We start from the raw sequence: 15,463 nt of genomic DNA, 5'->3' as shown, positions 1-15,463 counted from the left end.
AGAAGCAGCTAAAAAAGCTATCTTTCAATTCCCCGTGGGAATGTCGAATAGGTCTTACAACAGGGTCTTAATACGGCTCGTTCAGCATTTGCTCTCTTTCAATTCCCCGTGGGAATGTCGAATAGGTCTTACAGATTCGGCAGAAGTTCGAAAATTATTAGATGAAAAGTTACCTTTCAATTCCCCGTGGGAATGTCGAATAGGTCTTACTCCACTCACATAACTAATGACAAAAACTAACTTTAAAAAGCCACTGCCGAACATTGTCAACAAAAACCCTTAACAGAAAACCACGATTAACAATATTTCCATTCAAAAATAATCCCATCATCCTATCCCCCAATGAGTTACAAAATTTGCGAATATAGCACGACAAATAAGCAATACAAAAACCCTCGCAAAACTATAAAACAACAGTTTCCTCAAGCTCATATGGCGCATCGTAACCCCATCTAACAACCTTTCGCCAGCAATCCTCACACATCTCGATAAAAACTATACGGTCATCGGGAAATTTCAAAATATTTTTTATCTTTGCCTTGAGCCTCACAAAATTTTTTCGCGTTATAGCTACCTCAAAAAAACTATATTGAACATTAACCCCAAAACTCCCAAGCAATTTGAAAAGCTTTCTCCGTCGCTTGTCATCAGAAACATCATACGCTATAATCATCCTTAGCTCACGCAAAGCTCACCTCGCTCTATAAGGTTTATACTCACTTAGCTCCCCTGTAAATACCTTCCCCAAAAGTCTCATCTGTGTTTCAAGTATTCGACGAAGACTAACACGATAACCAAACAATGAATGTTTCACCAAACTATTCATCCTACTGTTATATTGCTTTATAAATTTTTTCCTCCCCGACTCATTAAGAAATACAAACCTCTGCGGCGACTCCTGAATATCAAAATCTGACAATGATATAACTCCTTTATTAATCATATAAAGAACCAAAGAATCCACTATTATTGGTCTGAACTCCTCCAAAATATCAAGTGCTAATGCTGGTTTGCCATATTTGCTCTTATGATAAGGACCAATATAAGCATCAAGCCCAACAGCATGCGCTATACCAACAAGCTCAGCAGTAAGAATAGAATAACCAAAAGAAAGCATTGCATTAACCCTGTTTCTCGGTGGTCTTCTCGTTCTCCTTTCAAAGTCAAATCCCTTAACAGTAATCAAATCACCAAAAGCCGAAAAATACTCCCGCGTCCCCTCTCCCTCTATACCTAAAATTTCCTCAAATGAATCCTTACTCTTCAACGCTTTAAGTAAAGCTGAGATATGCTTAATGCTCCGCAATACTCTTTTACTTCCCAGATTTCTGTTTCTCCTGAGAAGTAAGGTCTTCATATTAGCCAACTTGCCGTAAACTATTGAGCGTGCAACCTTAAAACACTTACCCTCATCGCGGCAGAAAAGAACTTGAGCAACACGAAGGTCAATATTCTTATTTCTCTCAGGAATAAACATCCCTTCAAACCTTCCTTTCGAGGAAAACATAGCAATAAAAATATCACGCCTAAGTGCTGATGATAGAGCTCTATTCGAAATCGTAACACTCCCGACAAGATACATTTGATTAACTGCCTCACATGGAATCTCAAACACTTCGCCAGAGCCTTTTTCAACAATAAATCTCCCTTTCCTGTAACCTATCTTCGCCCATTTATCGTCCACATACAATATTCTCTCGCGCCACAGGACTGGCATTGTATATGCGGAAACCTTATCATATCCGCTCTTAAGCTTGGTCACCTCATCTGGCAAACACACATTAACAAGCGCACAACCACGGCATCGCTCATCATCCAAGGGAGGCGGAATAGTATTACCGAGCAATATATCATGAGCAAGTTCAATTGCTTCCATAACATGTTGCCTTAACTTGTAATCAAAATTCACTTCAATACGCTTGTGACTCTCTGCGTAATAGATGTAACCTTTGTTTATCCTCACTCCCAGCACATCCTCAAGCACCATAGCCTCTGCACAAAGCTGAGCCCTATCATATAACCTGTTACTCACTTCTCCAGTCTTGAATTCAATGGGATAAATTTTGCCTCCATCATCCTCAATGGCATCTATAAGGCAGGAAATACCAAGTCTATCAGATACCAACCTCATTTGTCGCCTTTGCACCCTCTCGCCGATATAAACAGTCTTACGCCGCTGCTCATCCTCAACTTTACCCCGTTCCATCTTCCAATCTTTAACATCAACTCCTTCCACATAACGCAAATAAAAATTCCGAGGACAGTAAAGAACCTCAAGGGCAGATGTTAACGGTATATAATCATCCTCTTTCAGCGACAACGATCTTTTCATCTCCCACCACCCAGATTTTACCGCTATCCAACACTCGCCCCAAAATAGGCTTGTGTTCCCAAATTCCTTTATTCTCAACGATAGGAAATATGTGCTCATAAAGAGGAATGTCTTTTTTCTTCACATCAGCGATGCATCTTTCATGAACCCAGAAAACAGTCCCGCCTTCGACAATATCACTAACAACGCGTAATGGAACTGGATAATTCGACCTAAATTCTTTATCATTAGCCATGTCCATTTCCAAGGGTCCGGAGACAGAAATAACGGTCGCAGCAGATTCACTATCTCCCAAGGTTACCGGAGAAGTTAATAGGGCATTTCTTGCTCGGATAAGGAACTCATTATTTTCAGACAATAATGCGCATCTAAAGAAACCATCAACGAAACCAAACTGACGCCCAAGAGCATTAGTCCCTTTGCCGCCGAGTTCGTAATCAAATCTCATTATCGTGGAAACTATATGACTCTTAAGAACAATTCTACCTGAGGAACTGCCATAACTTCTTAGAGTAGACACACTCCATATTATATTTTGCTCACACTCGCTAAGATATTCCATAGGATGTTTTACGGATTCAGCACGCTGAATAGCATTAGCAACCATGCCAATAATGGTCGATGGTGGCGGAAGAGGATATGTTAATGCAGACTGCCATGTGAAAGGAATTCGTATGGTGAAAAGGGAATTTGGTATCAAGTCAAAGAATAAAACTTTCATATTTCCCTCTCAGTCGAGCTGGCAAATTATCTCTTCAAATAAATTATCAATCGTCTCGAACTTTTTTGTGCCCTCTGGTTCTCCATCGCCAAAATATAATATTCTCGTCCCTTCAGGCATTAATCCTACAGTTTTCTCAAGATAACCATCATACATAGGCGACACAGGAAATGGTAGCGGACTCTCCTTATGATAGGCTACCATGAGCTCAACTATATCCATATGAGGAACCGCATGAGACAGCGATGCGCCAATCTGACCTGAAAGCAACAACCTGAAAGCATCAATAGCTGCGTTAATTCGTTCTTTCCTTTCGTCTTCTTCAAGAACATAGGGCTCATCGCCAGTCAAGAGTGAGGTTTCGGCAAAACCTATCCTTTCCGCATCGAGTGCAGCAACGAGCGCATAAACACCCGAAGCATACGATTTTGAAAAAAGCATTTGAGCAGCTCCTTCGCCCGAAGCTATCTCTTCCTGTTGAGAAACGCGGGTGTGCAATACCTGTTTTGATGGTGCCTCTGTTCCTATAACAGGAATGAGCCATGAAAATTGGGCGCGGGAAGTTCTCCTCGACGATATTCCCTTGGCTCCTTTTTCCTCCGATTTAGCGCCTTTAGCAATAAGGAAACCGTGAGTATCACAAATAACGCAACCCCTCAAAGCTTCTGATTCAGGAATTGATATCTGCTCAAGTTTTCCCTTGATAATTTTTCCGGGTCTAATAGGTTCACAAGCTCGGCAAGCATCACACAAAGGCAATCCTTTCTCCAATGCGAGCTTGGTCATCGCATATTGATGCCAATGTTTGACCATCCGTCCTGAGACTGCTGGCGCCTCATCCCGCGACCCATCAGGTCTAACAAACTCCATCATTCGTATGTCGGTTACATTTCCTGCTACAGTCTCGTTGTTAAGGTCATGGATATTAAGGATTAACTTTGCGGCAAAAGTAACATAAGAAAGCATTATGAAACCTCCTCTTTGTTAACTTTTTCACTACGATGCCAAGTAAATGCGAGGATAGATAATGCTGTTTTTACCTGATTAAATTTCTCCTCGCTTTCCGAGGCTATACTGAAAATATGTCTTATTTGTTCATCACTCGGAATAGGCACATACTTTTTATGCTCAGGGTCACTTCGTATTTGAGCCTCTCGCAAAAGCTTAGCAATGGTCTCCTCAAAATCCTTGCTCTCATAGCGAGCATTTCTGATACTGTCAACATAACCATAGTTGCGCTCAAGAACAAAATGTCGCAATGTGCTCGCGAGTGCATTAATAGCCTCGTCTTTAATGATTTCCTCGGGTATCATACATACCTCCTTTAGCAAATAGTTCGCTGTCTTCGGGTAAAGCAAATTAACATAATTACCCTTTGATGTTTCTTTGCTATACAATCTCGCAAATAGTGAAGCATAACCCCAATCGTTACTCTGCAAACATTCATACAAAGCATCTATAGCGGAAACAGCAGGTTGCCGTCCCAAAAGCTTATCAACAGTAGCTACATTCTCTGGATGGGTACCAATGAATTTTTTAAATGGTATATCCGATTGGCTCGTAAATTCATCAAGTCTAAATCCACCGCGTCCATCGGGCGAAAACGCTGAGACATGTAAAGTCGTGTTGATATCCTTCAGCGAGTAGCATATCGATGGGAACTTTGCCATTAAGGCAAAAGGGGTAGTCCGGAGTGAAATATCACCCGTCAACCATTTCTTGCTAACAATCCTTTGCGCTGACATTATAAATTTGATTGCGGATGAATCCAGTCTTTCACTCGGTATAGCAATTGTAACTATATTCCTATAAGCTTTCTCACCAATAATATTTTGGAAGGCGAATTTGGCTAATCCTATTATTGCGATGTAACCACAGACTTCACACAGTGTTGTATTGAAATTAGTCACAACGCTATCCTTTTTATATGGTTTTCCAGCATGTGTCGAGGCAGCCAACAAAAGCCCGCCTGTTTTTCTCGGGTCCGACTTTCCTAACGGTGGTATTTCTTCGTGATGACAAAGTTTATCTGAACGAAAATTTACAGGTATATTTTCTCTATTATCATAAAGGGATAATAAATCATAGTTTAACAATCGTTCTTTTAATTTACCATGACGATCTGCTGTAGTATATACATCTCTATATTTAGCCTGGACACCAGGTATAAAAAACATGTGAGTGGATGTAAGCATGCGCCTAACAAACATTTCAAAAGCTTTGTTTATGGCTTTCGCGTTATCAGTCCCGATTCTTACTATAAATCTGCCACCATATTCCTCTATCTCAACTTCATCTGTTACCTCAAGTCCTATCGCTGCTAAACCATATGCTATCTTGGCTTCTAAATCAGGGAACCCTGTTCCTGGCGTGTAAAGTCTAATCATATCAATCCCCCCTTGAATTTTTCCAAATACCTCATCATTGAGCGGACATAAGGTATGTTCTGCCATTGATTATTGTTCTCATCCCTTGCTCTATACGATGCAGCAAGAAAATCACACAATTTTAAAACATGATGAACAGCGGCTGTCATAATCCTTCTTCTATGTTGCTCATGCAATCCACAACCACGGGACCATATTCGAAGCCCATTTGCCATATCACGAAGATCGCTTACATTAAGCTTTGACACATCTTCCGGAAAAAGCTCGCTGTCAAGCGAAACAACCTCTTTGCACCAAATAATTTCGCCGGTAAATTGATCTACTAAATTTGCTATAACGGCTTGCACATCAGGTCGCTCTATGTTCTCCCCAATAAGTCCACTATCGACATGGTGGATACAAACTGCAAAACAAACTGCATGCCTTAAATCTGACGACTCGTTATAAATTTTTCCCAACTTCTTCCATAAATACGCAGCTCCTATGGATGCATGCGGAATGAAACCGGTTAACCTCTTATCCTCCAACCTGCCCTGCCAGCGCTCAGTAAGTTTTCCAAGGTCGTGATATCTAACCATATCCCTCAAGCAGGATTCAAGTTCATTATCTGATATGTTGAAAATCCTCCTCAAAGAGTATTGATATATGGGGAAAATTCTGTCAAATGCTCCTAAAGCCTTCTTTATATGCTCGACATACTTCTCATCAGGAGCAGATAAAATCACCTTTTAACCTCCTTTTTTGGCGCTATAAGACCAATTTCACTACTATAACTATTCGAAGAAATCAAATAATATCCAAATGGCAGGGCATTCTCGGAAAGTGTTGTTTTCTTTCCCTTAGCAAAAATCCAATAACCCTTTTCATCTTGTGCAACTGAATAGAGCTCGAGTTCAAGCCCTTTTAAAGTCTTGACATCCATTGAAAACAAATTGACACCCACCTGTGATGGAATTGTGGGTTTATCACTTTTGTCGAAAAGGTCACTCACAATAAGATAAACTGGTTTTCCTTCTCTAACAGAAATATTGTCTGGTCTATCATCTGCATAAAGCACCTGCTCATACAAATCAAATAATGAGTCACGAGCAGCAACATCATCGGTATGATATTCCATCCTATCAACGAATGAACAAATTTTCGCAAAATCGGAAAAGTCTATATTCTTCAGAGAAGTCAGCAGCATCCTCGTTCTATCTATAGGTTTGAAACCATCAACTTCGAAATACGGCGCATCATTTTCAACATCAAAAATTACTATTTCACCCTGTTCATCCTCAAATCTTGCACATCTTCCGCTTCGCTGCACCAAAGAATCGGCAGGGGCAATCTCAGTTATAAGCAAATCGGCTGAAATATCCATGCCAGCTTCAAGAACCTGAGTAGACACAACTATCCCACCACACCCATTTCTGCCGAGCATGTTAATAGCTTGTTTCTCGTGTGTTTCCCTGTCTTTAAATGCAAAACGAGAATGAAGTAACACTATTTCTTTGGGATAACTATAGCCACTTTTTTTCAGCGCATTATAAATTTGGACTGCTCTGGATACCGTATTAGATATTATGAGTACTTTGTCATGTCCATCCACAAGCTCCAAAACCTCATCAGATAATTTGCCATTTGATATTATTTTTCTTTGCTCGATTAAAGGATTAACATTCACTTTTATGGTCTGGGATTTTTCAAAAATTGATACTATTATCTGCTGCTTCTCGATTTTCTCAAAAAGGTCATTCTCGAGCGACTTAGGCATAGTCGCGGTCATAACAACAAACGGCACCCTTGACTCGTATAGAATCTCAAACATAGCACGCATTAATGAAAATGTTAAACCTTCACGATACATGTGTGCCTCATCAAAAACCACAATGGAGTTGGCTATTGAACCCGCAGGTTGTTCGAGATGTCTGCCTACTTGCGAAGAGGCTCTTGCGTAAGCATAAATGAACTGGTCAAGTGTGGTAACTACTACATCCGCCATAAAAAATGGCTCATTAGGTTTTGCCCCATGTTGAAGTTCAACGAGAATTTTTGGAGAAACTCTCGCAGCATAACCTTTTATCCGTTCAAAAATTTGATTTGCCAATGCCCTCATAGGTAGGACATAAATAAGTCGAGGAGCTACCACGAATTTCTCCTCGACGAACTGCTCAAGGAACGGTGCTATTATCGCTTCAGTTTTGCCACTTCCTGTAGGTGCGCGCAGCAATATAGGCTCCCCTTTGGAGGAGTTGATAAAAAACTTTTCCCACATCAACGCTTGATGTTCATAGGGTTTAAAACGAGAATGCGGAGAAAATATAAATTTGGAATAAAATTCGGAAACTTTCATCTCATTCACCTCACTTTATTATTTAGAAACTTAACTTTACCCATTCCCATGGTTGTTTTATACCCTACGCCACAGAACTCTGCAAAAGAGCATAGCGCGACAACAAGTTTCCTTATCTGAACGGGGATGCGATGAAGACTATAAAAAACATCCCCCATGAAACCTTTTATAGGAGCATTGGTAAAATTTATTGTTTTCGTTGATAGGTGATATCTTGAGACCATTATTTCATCAGCAATCTCTTTGGGGAATTGAAATTTTATGGGGGAAAAAGCATTCCACTTTTTCACAAGCGACCCAAAAACAAGATATGGTATCGGAAAAATTACTTGCCTTCCCTTTTGTCGGAAAGATGTTGGTGTTTCAAATTTTAAGCCAACGATTCTCTCAGCATCAGAAAATCTAAAAATATCCTCGAACTTCTCCGAAACTATATCTTTGCTATACTTAACTAAAGCGCCTCTGCCAGCTAAAACCACCCTTCTTGCCTCAGAGCTGAACTTAATGAGTGTTCTCTCTAAAGCATCTTTGACGCATTCCTCAAGTGCCCCCACACTACATAATAGATTATGCTCATCATATTTCGCCCAAATTGATATTGGCTTTATGCCATGTTTCTCGTGAATCTGCTCAGCAAGAGAGCTGTCCGAATGGTTGATAAATTTCAATATTAATGAATAAATGTGCTCACCAACATTTTTTGGAAGGAACCTTGAGCCCTCCTCAACGCTTGGCCTCAAAAATTGAAGACTAAACTTTATTAAATACGGCATATCAATTTACCAAGTTTTAACTAATCATTTTAAGAACAAAACTTTCTTGCGGAACACTTCAAAATCAGTTACCACATTTACGATATATACCCCGCTCGGCATAGATTTTTCAGGTTGCCATAAATATTTCCCATTCCCTAAATTTTTAATCCCATTTGATATGCTTCTCCCGCATATGTCAGTAATAACCAATTCAGCATCAACAGGGATATCAATGAAACACAAATTGTTAAAAGGATTTGGATTAATTTTAATCTCTTCGCTTAATGGTAGATTATTTTCCACAATGAAAGTTGAGCAAGGATTGATAACACTAAAAGGCATAGAATTAACAGTAAGCGTAAACTCAGAAGTACTGCACGAGGATGCAGAAACTGTAACTATAAATGGCAACGAATCTATTGAATCTGTGCAATCAACAACCATTGGAAAATAGGGCTTTTGTATGCACGATGTCCTGCCATCCTCATCAAGCCTCACAACGAGAATACTACTATCTCCATACGGATAAGTCGTCGTTATTCCAACGGCAAGAAATCCGCCTGAAGAGCACTTGATAAGTTCCACTGGTATTTCGTCGGCAGGACCACCTATGGTGTAAGCCCACCTTACATTGCCCAATGTATCAACTTTTAGCACTAAGATGTCCTTTTGTCCCGTGACAGGTGATATATCGTTGGCAGCAGAAAGAATCACAATGCTACTATCGTCATCCCTAACCATAGAAATAGCCATCTCACACATAAAACTTGATGTGTCTCCTATAGTATATGCCCGTTTAATATTCCCCAATGAATCAAGGAACAAAAGTGCTATATCACTTTCAAGATGACTACCACCAAGGATAAAACCATTACCATCCGGCAAAGCAGTATAACATGTTAAAAAACCAGTATAATTATAAAAACGAGTCCACTCTATGTTTCCGAATTCATCAAATTTGACTAAAGCTAATGCGCCAAGTATACAAGGAATACTGAAAAAAGTATTAGCCATGAAAGCACCTGAATCGCTTGTTGCAATAAGCTCGGTTCCCCATATACCATACGGGCTATATGTCAAACTCAAACCAATTATCCTTACCCATTCAACATTTAATCTTATAGGATTCAGCTTAAGAACATAAGAACTATCAATCATGTTGGTGCCTGTCACTAAAATGAGATTATCAGCACTCGTAACAATATTATCATTATAGGCGCTCCAATCGAAATGTAATTTTTCCGCTAATTCTAAATTCATTAATTCATCAAATTTCAGAATGGAAGGTTCAGAAAAATATCTCCCAGCACCGTAAATAGCTGAATCATTGTATTCACAAAAATCAAATATCTGTTCACCTTCAAAACGCCCGAACTGCCTCGAGTAAACAACATTCCCCATAGAATCAATCCTCATGTAAAAAAAGTAGCCACCTATAGCAAACCCGCCATCATTAAGTTCTATGGCTGCAAGTGGAACAGCGCAGAATGGAATATTTATGGAGCGGATGAATGTTTCGTATGGGAAAGCAACGGATAAAATAGATATAAGAATAACAAAACAAAAAATTAAATATTTCATTAGCTCTCCTTTCTGATTTTTAGTTACATTCTACCCTACAAAGTTTCCTATTAAAAATATTATAAATGATAAAACATTTCTCAACAAAAATTGGTAATTCCATCAATTTTCAGGACCGCTTTAGCAAGAAAAGTAAGTGTTCAGGCTTTAATTCTCTTCTTATACTCCTCAATCCCTTCACCAAGAATCCTTATCGCGTCGCGCATTTTTTGTTCCTCAAGAACATAGGCTATCCTCACTTCTGAGTTTCCAAGTCCGGGCGTGGCGTAGAAACCCGCACCAGGCGCAACCATAACGGTCTTGCCATCACGGGAAAATTCGGTCAGCATAAATTTCGCGAAATCATCCGTATCATCCACAGGCAATGTAACCATCATATAGAATGCCCCCGAAGGTTTTTTACAGAAAACGCCGGGGATTTTCATTAGTTCCTCGAATGTTGCGTCGCGCCTGCGCTTGTATTCTTCTGCCATCTTGGGGAAATAATCATCCTCGAGCTGCATGAGCACAGCCTGCGCCCCATATTGTTCAATGGTTGGCGGACAAAGCCTTGCTTGCCCCATTTTTATTATCGAGTCCATAACCTCACGAATTTTAGTAACGACCGCACCGATTCTCGCGCCGCAGGCAGAGAAACGCTTGGATATTGAGTCAACTATTATTCCACGCTCCACAAGCTCGGGAATGTGAAGAATGCTCGTGTGCTCACCTTCATAAACAAATTCACGATACACCTCGTCGGCGATAACGAAAAGGTCATGCTCTTTAGCTATGGACGCTATCATCTCGAGTTCGTCTCGCGTAAGAACCGTTCCAGTGGGATTATTCGGCGAACAAATAAGAATAGCCTTCGTCCGTTCATCGATTTGGGAAACGATTTTCTCTCTCGGTGGTAAATGATAGCCGTCCTCAGGTAGTGTTCTTACAGGTTTAAGTTTTATGTCCGCCACAACTGCATAGCCGTTATAATTAGTGTAGAAAGGCTCGAAAACCACGATATTATCACCCGGGTCGGTTACTGCAATCATGGCAAAAAGTATAGCTTCAGAGCCGCCGGTTGTAACCATTATGTCATTTGGTGTGACATCTATTCGGTTAGCTTGATAGTATTTTGCGAGCCATTCACGATATTCGGGCAGTCCCTGTGAGTTGCCATATGCGAGTACACGCGCAGGATAACTGTGCACCGCATTCCAGAAACTCTGCGGTGTCTCTATATCGGGCTGACCTATGTTGAGGTGGTATATTTTAACTCCTCGTTTCTTCGCCTCGTCCGCGTACGGAACAAGTTTCCTTATCGGCGATGGCGGCATTCTCTTCGCCCTGCTTGATATCCTCATTTCATACCTCCGATATTTGTTTTCCCTGCTTTAACCATACTTTCAATATAATCAACAATTCTATGTCCAACACCTCCGATATTCCCCATGGCGAAAACGAAAACCTTGTCACCTAAATCGCTTATGAATCTTATTATCTCCTCAGGCTTCCCTTCGGGAAACTCCCAAACCTTTTCCCCCTCGACTCCGAGCTTCCTTAGTTTCAAAACGATTGGCCTTGTAAGCGTGCCGACTATAATATATTTTTCTGCGGGAATTTTGTGCATAACATCAGGTATTTGCATTGCCCGCTGAGGGCGGTCCTTACGAGAATTAGCAATAACTACTACTCTAGCATCTTTTGAAATTCGCTCTCTTATCATATTCCATATCATAAGAGTCGATTGTGGGTCATTGGCTGCGAACGCGTTCGCAAACTCAATAATACAATCGCCAACTTGGACTTTGAATATTCTTAACACACCGGGGTCTGGATTGCAACTCCACATTCCTTGAAGAGCAATATTCCGCCCGATACCGAGATGCTGAGCGACGGCAAGCGCCAACGCAACATTTTCTTTGTGCTCGATGTAGCTAAACTGTTTCATTTCGTCATCGCTCACCAGATCGGGCGAAACATAAATTAACTTGCATCGCAAAGATTTGGCGTTGTCCTCGAGCTTATTAAAAAGTTTACTTTCAGCAGTAAAACAAACTCCTCCCTCAGGCATAACTCCGCAGAGTGCATCGGCAACATCATCGATAGTGGGTCCCATAACATCAAGATGATCCTCCCGAACATTAGTTATCACAGCTATCGGAGCTTTTATAAATTTGTGCTGCAGAATCCATTGAAGCTCAGGGTCGATAGCCATACATTCGGTTACCAGTGCCTCAGCACCAAGTTTTGCGGTTTTCCTTACCACCCATCGTTGCTCTTTAATATCAGCAGGTCCTGTCCTCACTATTGGCTCTTCATTCCCATCAGGGTATATGAATCGGGCATTGGTTCCTGTGGTTTTCGTCACCACTTTAATCCCAGCCTGACGCAATGCTCCACCTATAAGCCTCGTAACCGAGGATTTACCACGACTACCGTTGATATGAATGCGGACTGGTATTTGCTCAAGAAACCGATTATGGCGATGATACTCAAAAATCCACCATAAAAGCACCAAAACTACAAGAACTGATATAACTATCTGTGCCATTTTATCCTTGCAGTAAGAATCCTGCCATTCAGGCTAAAATAAATATTATCAGCCGATAGCACAACTTCATCAGGCTTAATAGGGGATATCAACTTACCCGCACCAAAAACATCGAGCGTATCACCTCTTAGTGCAAAAAGCTTTCCACCAGAAAACCAAATATTTTCAATATTTTCAGGAATTTCTATCCTTTCCCCACACCAAAGCGAACGCTCCTCTCGGTCAAAAAGTAAAGGTTCGTATTCTCCGCTCAAGCTCTCGTCGAATTCAGCATCCATCAAGAAACCACGAATCCTATCGGGCAAGGCTGCACCGATTAAACTTGTTTGTGGTGACAACCCCAACTCATCGAGCCACAAACGCTGAACCACATTACCAGCATCATCGAACCTGAGAACACACCCGCTACTTTTATCCAGCGCAAAAAAATCCCCGAGGGGGGAAATAGCTACTTGGTCGGGATAAAAATCAAGGTCCACCTCGCCACAAAAATCGAGATTAAGAGTAAAAGAAAGGATTTTTCGCAAAACAGGAATACTTATCCAAATTCGTAATCCAGAGAATGCTACATCGCTTATATTTGATAAAATTTTTCCTGATACGGACGATATTCGCGCTACTACTGAATCATCACAAATCTTTATTATCTCCTGACTCGTCGTAGCTACCATGCATCCTGCCTCAGCCGGGCAAATCGCCGTTACAGGCTGCCCAAGCGCAATAATCGTATCAAGAACTAATATTGCTAAAGCGGTGCTCATTTTTTAGCTGCGCGCTCTATAATCTCTTTCATTTCTCTTACTGCGCGCTCAAACCCAACATAAACGGCTCTGCTAACTATGGAGTGCCCGATAGAAAATTCCTCGACAGCCTCTATGGCAGCGATATTAACCACATTACGATAATCCAGCGCATGCCCCACCGCTACCCCAAGCTTCAGTTTTGCAGCAAGGTTAGCCATCCTATCTATCCTGTCAAGCTCCTCGATTTCGCGCTCGAAGGAATCAGCTTCGGCATAGTAGGTCGTGTTAAGCTCCACAAAATCTGCCCCCATCTCTGCGGCATACCTAATGTTATCCTCGGATGGATCAATAAAAAGGCTCACAGCAATACCCCCATCCTGAAGCCTCCCTATGAACGGCTCAACTATCGTTCTCTCGCTTTCCAGATTAAATCCCCGTTCAGTTGTTTGTTCTCCAGTTCTTTCAGGAACCAATGTCACCATATCTGGCAAATACTTAAGGGCTATTTGGACCATAGCTTCCATAGGAGCCATCTCAAGCGTAAGATGGGTTGAGACTGTTTGCCTTAGGATTGCAAGATCGCGATCTTGTATGTGACGTCTGTCTTGTCTTAGGTGAATAGTTATTCCATCGGCGCCGCCGAGCTCGGCAAGGTATGCTGCAAAAACGGGGTCGGGATAACGCGTTCCCCTTAATTGTCTTAATGTTGCTACATGGTCAACATTAACTGAAAGCCTCGGCATAGTATTTCCTCCATTTTATGTTTTTTCTTCCCTGACAGTAATAAGCATCAAAAAAGCCAAAAACGCTATAGCTGCGCCCACCAAAAATGCTGTTTTTGCTGAAAATTTCTCCCAAAGCATCCCCACGATAAGCCCTGCTGGAAGCTGCGCAAGACCAACACCAGTATGGTAAACTCCAAGCGCGGTTCCTCTTATGTGAGACGGTGCAAAATCGCTAACCAGCGCCCTTGAGCTTACCTGCGCAAAAGCCTGATAAACTCCATATATCGCCATCAAAATCCACGCAGCTAAAACACTATTAGTTAATGCCATCCCCAATGCAGTAATAATATACGCGGTATAGCCGAGCATAAGAACTGTTTTTTTGCCCACCTTATCGGACCATATTCCCGCGGGATAAGCGACCACAAAGTAAACGAGATTATAAAGCAAATAAGCTAAGGGAACAATCTTTGCTGGTATGCCCATATCCTTGATTCGCAAAAGGAAAAAAGTAAATGTGTATGCGCCAAGGCTGAAGACTACAGATGCTGCGATAAATCTTCTAAGTCTTACTGGCAGGGCACGCCATGAGAGTTTAGGCTTCTGCTCGACCTTCTTGACACGAACTTCCTTTACAAACGCAGAAATAATGAATACGCCTATAAGAGCGGGGATAACAGCCAAAAGGAAAATAAGTCGATATGGTGTTTTTGATGTTAGCTTGTTTATCAAAATGAATGCCGTAAGTGTTCCGACAAACGCACCCATAGTGTCCATAGCTCTATGCAGCCCGAATGCATGGCCTCGTCTTGTCCGTTTGACAGATTCAGCAACGAGCGCATCGCGGGGAGCTGTTCTAATCCCTTTGCCAATTCTGTCTGCTACTCTCACGAAAAACACGAGAGGCCAGCTTTTCGCAAGTGCCAGAAAGGGTTTCGCAAAAGTGGAGAAAGCATAACCAAAAACGCTAAGCGCCTTTCGTCTGCCAAGTTTATCGGATATGTAACCCGAAAATACCTTAAGAATCGACGCGGTGCTTTCCGCGACCCCGTCTATAAGCCCGATAAGCGACTTAGGTATCCCCAAAACATCCACCATAAAAGCCGGCAAAATAGGGAAAATCATCTCGCTCGACCAGTCGTTGAAAAAGCTGGTGAGCCCAAGAAACACAATATTGCGCTTGTATTCTGCTTCGTCCTTGCTATTCATCGCCATCGGAACCTCCAAATGCTTAATCGATGAAATCCTATTAAAAAAGCGGGGCTTTGTGCCCCGCCAATAATTGATTTTATCTTTATCAGCGTACGGTAATCCTCACCTGGCTATAACCACAGTTCCTGTGCATATTACTTCG

Annotated in this window: 14 protein-coding genes; all 14 read right to left on the bottom strand. The window is 41.5% G+C overall.

Annotated elements, in window-relative coordinates; genetic code table 11:
- Nucleotides 1-403: 403 nt before the first annotated feature.
- Nucleotides 404-688: a CRISPR-associated endonuclease Cas2 gene (cas2, locus tag J7J62_09130; GenBank protein MCD6125316.1), complete on the bottom strand. Its 285-nt coding sequence runs from the start codon at nucleotides 686-688 to the stop codon at nucleotides 404-406.
- A gap of 3 nt (nucleotides 689-691) precedes the next feature.
- The gene (gene cas1 / locus J7J62_09125; protein ID MCD6125315.1) at nucleotides 692-2,332 is read right to left on the bottom strand and encodes a CRISPR-associated endonuclease Cas1; all 1,641 of its coding nucleotides are present in this window, start codon (nucleotides 2,330-2,332) and stop codon (nucleotides 692-694) included.
- Nucleotides 2,301-3,053, bottom strand: a complete 753-nt coding sequence (gene cas5, locus J7J62_09120) for a CRISPR-associated protein Cas5 (protein MCD6125314.1) — start codon at nucleotides 3,051-3,053, stop codon at nucleotides 2,301-2,303. Before cas5 ends, cas1 begins: the two co-directional genes overlap by 32 nt.
- A gap of 9 nt (nucleotides 3,054-3,062) precedes the next feature.
- Nucleotides 3,063-4,019, bottom strand: a complete 957-nt coding sequence (locus J7J62_09115) for a DevR family CRISPR-associated autoregulator (GenBank protein ID MCD6125313.1) — start codon at nucleotides 4,017-4,019, stop codon at nucleotides 3,063-3,065.
- Nucleotides 4,019-5,440, bottom strand: coding sequence for a hypothetical protein (locus tag J7J62_09110; protein MCD6125312.1), 1,422 nt, complete (start codon nucleotides 5,438-5,440; stop codon nucleotides 4,019-4,021). The genes J7J62_09115 and J7J62_09110 overlap by 1 nt, the downstream gene beginning before the upstream one ends.
- Complete coding sequence (locus J7J62_09105) at nucleotides 5,437-6,165, bottom strand: CRISPR-associated endonuclease Cas3'' (protein ID MCD6125311.1); 729 nt, start codon at nucleotides 6,163-6,165, stop codon at nucleotides 5,437-5,439. The genes J7J62_09110 and J7J62_09105 overlap by 4 nt, the downstream gene beginning before the upstream one ends.
- The gene (cas3, locus tag J7J62_09100; GenBank protein MCD6125310.1) at nucleotides 6,162-7,652 is read right to left on the bottom strand and encodes a CRISPR-associated helicase Cas3'; all 1,491 of its coding nucleotides are present in this window, start codon (nucleotides 7,650-7,652) and stop codon (nucleotides 6,162-6,164) included. Before cas3 ends, J7J62_09105 begins: the two co-directional genes overlap by 4 nt.
- Nucleotides 7,653-7,780: 128 nt before the next feature.
- Nucleotides 7,781-8,548, bottom strand: a complete 768-nt coding sequence (gene cas6 / locus J7J62_09095) for a CRISPR system precrRNA processing endoribonuclease RAMP protein Cas6 (GenBank protein ID MCD6125309.1) — start codon at nucleotides 8,546-8,548, stop codon at nucleotides 7,781-7,783.
- A 24-nt stretch (nucleotides 8,549-8,572) separates the two neighbouring features.
- A complete protein-coding gene (locus J7J62_09090) occupies nucleotides 8,573-10,111 on the bottom strand; it encodes a T9SS type A sorting domain-containing protein (protein ID MCD6125308.1) in 1,539 nt (512 codons plus the stop codon).
- A gap of 140 nt (nucleotides 10,112-10,251) precedes the next feature.
- A complete protein-coding gene (locus tag J7J62_09085) occupies nucleotides 10,252-11,451 on the bottom strand; it encodes a pyridoxal phosphate-dependent aminotransferase (GenBank protein ID MCD6125307.1) in 1,200 nt (399 codons plus the stop codon).
- Nucleotides 11,448-12,641 (bottom strand): poly-gamma-glutamate synthase PgsB, encoded by a 1,194-nt coding sequence (gene pgsB / locus J7J62_09080; GenBank protein ID MCD6125306.1) that lies wholly within the window; start codon nucleotides 12,639-12,641, stop codon nucleotides 11,448-11,450. The genes J7J62_09085 and pgsB overlap by 4 nt, the downstream gene beginning before the upstream one ends.
- Nucleotides 12,629-13,402, bottom strand: coding sequence for a hypothetical protein (locus J7J62_09075; GenBank protein ID MCD6125305.1), 774 nt, complete (start codon nucleotides 13,400-13,402; stop codon nucleotides 12,629-12,631). The genes pgsB and J7J62_09075 overlap by 13 nt, the downstream gene beginning before the upstream one ends.
- Nucleotides 13,399-14,127, bottom strand: a complete 729-nt coding sequence (locus J7J62_09070; protein ID MCD6125304.1) for a pyridoxine 5'-phosphate synthase — start codon at nucleotides 14,125-14,127, stop codon at nucleotides 13,399-13,401. The genes J7J62_09075 and J7J62_09070 overlap by 4 nt, the downstream gene beginning before the upstream one ends.
- Before the next feature lie 15 nt (nucleotides 14,128-14,142).
- Nucleotides 14,143-15,324, bottom strand: a complete 1,182-nt coding sequence (locus J7J62_09065; protein MCD6125303.1) for an MFS transporter — start codon at nucleotides 15,322-15,324, stop codon at nucleotides 14,143-14,145.
- Nucleotides 15,325-15,463: the final 139 nt, after the last annotated feature.

The organism is bacterium, assembly GCA_021159335.1.
Lineage (GTDB): Bacteria > UBP14 > UBA6098 > B30-G16 > B30-G16 > JAGGRZ01.
Note: the sequence above shows the minus strand (reverse complement) of the source record. Positions and strands in the feature narration are given on the sequence as shown.